The 3,941-nt window shown below is 38.5% G+C and carries 3 protein-coding genes; 2 read left to right on the forward strand and 1 reads right to left on the reverse strand.

Annotated features, from left to right (window positions below):
• Positions 1-156: 156 nt before the first annotated feature.
• The gene (locus tag NV379_RS25770; RefSeq protein ID WP_258210195.1) at positions 157-981 is read right to left on the reverse strand and encodes a CPBP family intramembrane glutamic endopeptidase; all 825 of its coding nucleotides are present in this window, start codon (positions 979-981) and stop codon (positions 157-159) included.
• 125 nt (positions 982-1,106) lie between these two features.
• Here NV379_RS25770 and NV379_RS25775 point away from each other — a divergent pair, with 125 nt between their 5' ends.
• Both NV379_RS25775 and NV379_RS25780 read left to right on the forward strand, forming a co-directional pair.
• A complete protein-coding gene (locus tag NV379_RS25775) occupies positions 1,107-2,981 on the forward strand; it encodes a helix-turn-helix transcriptional regulator (protein ID WP_258210196.1) in 1,875 nt (624 codons plus the stop codon).
• A gap of 349 nt (positions 2,982-3,330) precedes the next feature.
• Positions 3,331-3,801, forward strand: coding sequence for a peptide-methionine (S)-S-oxide reductase (locus NV379_RS25780; protein WP_258210197.1), 471 nt, complete (start codon positions 3,331-3,333; stop codon positions 3,799-3,801).
• Positions 3,802-3,941 lie beyond the last annotated feature (140 nt).

The raw sequence follows: 3,941 nt of genomic DNA on the forward strand, positions 1-3,941 counted from the left end.
GCTAACGGGCAGGATTGTTCAAGATCAATCGGGATGAGCCCTACTATAAGTAGGGCGGATTATCTTATTGGACTAACCAGTGTGGAGGTTAGGTGATAAGACCGATGATTGTTGTAGAATTGGCTAAATCCAACCTTGAATATGGAAATTGAGGATTCAAGATGATATCTTTTTTTCTTGATTCCTCCTCATAGCTTTAAATACCCACAATGATAAAATGGCATAAAATAGGATAACTACAATGCTGGTGTCGCCTGAGATGTATTCGGTTATAGAGGACTTCGATTGACTGAGTGCAGCGAATACCGCCCAAAAGACATTATGGCTGGTATGGAGAATGGAAGAGGGCCATACACTTTCACTTTTGACTCTGACATAGCCAATGACCGGCGCAAGGGACATAGTAGATATCAGCATTAGGAACAAATTAATCCATACATTTCCTTCATCATGATAGCTAGTAGTAAAGATAATCATAGGAAAATGCCAGATGCCATGGATAAACCCCGTCATAAGCGAACCACGTATAAACCCGAAGGAAGTATGTAGTTGCGGAAATAAATATCCTCGCCATCCCAATTCCTCTCCTAGGGAGTTCGTCAGCACATTAGAGATAAATATAGCAATAATAGCGATCGGAAAAGCTGCCCATCTAAAACCGAGAATAGTATCGGGCATTACTAGAACAGAAAGCCCGCTAATCCATACAATTCCATAACCTAAAGCAAGGGGTATAATAGGTACAAATATAGCAAAAAGCCATTTGTGCATGCCTAGTTTATTTAAGCCGAGTTTTTGCCATCCTGTTTTGTTATAGCCATCTCTAGTTACGATGAACATCATAAGTAAAGTTGCAAGGGTCGGGATTAACATATACACAAAGGTACTTATATTTGAGATAAGACTGAATCCTAACCCTAAGAGTAGTACCAGTCCAATAAATACGAATGATTGTTGTTTTGAAGTTAGTTGTTTAATCATGTTCGATCTCCTTATTTGTTCAAATTTTTGTGATAAAATGGAGTGAAAGTTATTAAGAGGCTCATAACTTAATTGTAGAATAGTAGAGAAATGACGGTAGTGACATTCATCTTGTTTTAGATCATATGATTGTCATAAAGAATGTCATAAGAAGTGGGGACTATATGGGGGCTAGGCGTTGGAAGTGGATTGATTGGTCATTGTTTTCTTTACATTTATTTTGGTATTTATCTATTTCAGTTTATTTGTTAGCGAATTCAAATCGTATCATTGAAGGATTTAATGGAATACATTTCTTAATATTCACCCTATCCTATGTGGTACCTCAATTTTTTTGGAGACCTAATTATAAAAATGTGGTTGGTTTTACATTGGCAGTGTTACTATTTGGTGGTTTTGTTACGGGGCTTCTCTATTACTGGACCGATCATTATATAGATAATATGTCCGTTCCCATGATTCTATTAGGCTATCTGGCCACGAGGAAAGTTGCTTATTGGTCGGCCCCAATTGCTATCCTTGGATTTCCGCTTCTTGGGGTTATGTTTGGACATCAGACATGGGAATCGACGATGGACACCGTAATGAATCATCTTCTTTTGTATGGAATTGGAGTTGGGTATAACGTATTTATTATGAATAATCGAACAATGAAGGCTCTTCTCGATAAGAATAAGAAACAATATCAACTCATACAGCAGTACGCGACTCAGGTTGAGGCCCTTACTTTGAAAGAGGAAAGAAATCGGTTAGCAGGTGAACTTCATGATACAGTAGGATACGCTTTTACTTCATTAATCATGGGTCTTGAAGCTTCTAAAGCACTGATGGAGATGGATCCTAATAAAGCTGGGGAGAAGATGGAGGGAATACTACAGCAGGCGAGAGTAAGTGTAGATCATATCCGACAACAGATTCATCAGATAAAGCCGACTGAAGAGAATACAATGCTATCTATGCATTTTATCGATGAAATCAGGGGCTTTAGTGATTATTCGGACATTCAAATCTCCTTCAAGCTTATTGGACAGGAAATTCAGGTTCCTTTAGCTATTCAGCATGTTTTGACTAGATGCCTGCAAGAGACCTTAACCAATGCAGTCAGACACGGACAAGCTAGGGTGATTATAGTCACGTTAACATATGAAGCAGACCAGTTGATTCTCATTGTAAGAGATGATGGATGCGGGAATCATGATCTGACATTTGGCTTTGGACTTAGTACGATGCAGCAAAGGTTAACCACCGTAATGGGGGGGCTGCAAATCAACTCGGGTATGAATGCGGGTACAGAGATTATTTGTACAGTTCCTATAAAAGACCAACTTGGAAACAATGAAATTCGTCTTGTGATCATTGATGATCAGGATTTGATAAGGGAAAGCTTACAAATTGTGTTTATGAGAGAGTCGGATCTTGAAGTAGTTGGTTTGGGACAGAACGGGCGGGAAGCCGTAGAACTATGCCAACAGCTGAATCCTAATATCATCCTACTAGATGTACAAATGCTAGAAATGAACGGTGTTGAAGCCACGAGGATTATCAAACAACAGTGGCCACACATCAAAATCATCATTTTAACGACATTTGAAGAAATGGGCTCTGCAAAGGAAGCGATTTCCTTAGGTGCTGAGGGTTATTTGTTAAAAACGATTCATCCCCGTGATTTATTATCCGCTATTCGTCTCGTGTATCGGGGTGGCACGCTTATGTCCACAGAGGTTGCTAGGCAATTAATTAATTTGATCAACCATTCCAATGATGTTCCGAGTGAGAATACAAGATTAACAAAAACACATGAATATGATTTAACGGAAAGGGAGCTGCAAGTTCTGAAATATTTGTCAGATGGGGATAAGTATCGAGATATTGCTCAGAAATTGTTTCTTTCGGAAGGAACAGTCCGAAATTACGTTTCTAGTCTCTACTCGAAATTAGAGGTTAATAATCGTACCCAGGCCATGAAAAAAGCTCAGATGCATGGACTTGTAAGAGAATAGATGATGCCCTGGGCCCTAGGGCAAAACAATAGACCAGAGAAGCCTTTTGCTTCATCTGGTCATTTTTTTTTTTTAATATATGAGGTAACGGCAATAAGATTACGCTAACGGGACACGATAGCTCAATAATAAACTAAAACGCGGCTGCCGACATGGATTAGCAGCCGTTTTGCGCTAACGGGCAGGGTAGTTGAACAGTGTTGTTTAATTTGTGTTCAACAATCGGTATATAATGTGGAATAAGAAAATTTGTCATTATTTTAATGTGTAGTAGGCTTAGTAACTACAGTTTTTTCTTCTATTTAGTTGGAATGAATTTTTTGGTTTTTAAACGAAGAGGAGAGTCAATATGGAAGTAGTATATTTTGCAGGTGGATGTTTATGGGGAGTACAAGCTTTTATAAAAACTTTACCTGGAGTTAAGTTTACAGAAGCAGGAAGAGCTAATGGAACAAGTCATACACTTGAGGGTGATTATAATGGGTACGCCGAATCTGTAAAAACAGGATTTGATCCGACAGTTGTAACGATCAGTGAATTAATGGGGTATTTATTTGAAATCATTGATCCATACAGTTTGAATAAACAAGGACAGGACGTTGGCGAGAAATACAGAACAGGAGTATATAGTGAAAAGCCTGAACACTTAAAAGAGGCGAAGGCGTTTCTTAGTAAGAGAAATGATTATGACCTTATAGTTGTTGAAGTATTACCTCTCATAAACTATGTGAGAAGTGCAGAAGAACATCAAGATAGATTAGCTAAATGTCCAAATGATTATTGTCATATTCCAGAAGAAATATTAAGCAGGTATAAGTAAGGGAGAATATTAAACTCCCTCGATATGAATTATTTTTCTCACTCAAACTCATGAATTCGCAGGATTTCACCTTTAGCTAGGTGTCAGATAAGAAGGTGACAGAGGAGCCGGTAGTCCAAAGCGACTTAAAGGGCATGCAG

The organism is Paenibacillus radicibacter (assembly GCF_024721995.1).
Taxonomy (GTDB): Bacteria; Bacillota; Bacilli; order Paenibacillales; family NBRC-103111; genus Paenibacillus_AM; species Paenibacillus_AM radicibacter.

Bases quoted from the DNA above. Each gene is read 5' to 3' on its own strand.
- NV379_RS25770 (WP_258210195.1), bottom strand. From the start codon at position 981: ATGATTAAACAACTAACTTCAAAACAACAATCATTCGTATTTATTGGA.
- NV379_RS25775 (WP_258210196.1), top strand. From the start codon at position 1,107: ATGATTGTCATAAAGAATGTCATAAGAAGTGGGGACTATATGGGGGCT.
- NV379_RS25780 (WP_258210197.1), top strand. From the start codon at position 3,331: ATGGAAGTAGTATATTTTGCAGGTGGATGTTTATGGGGAGTACAAGCT.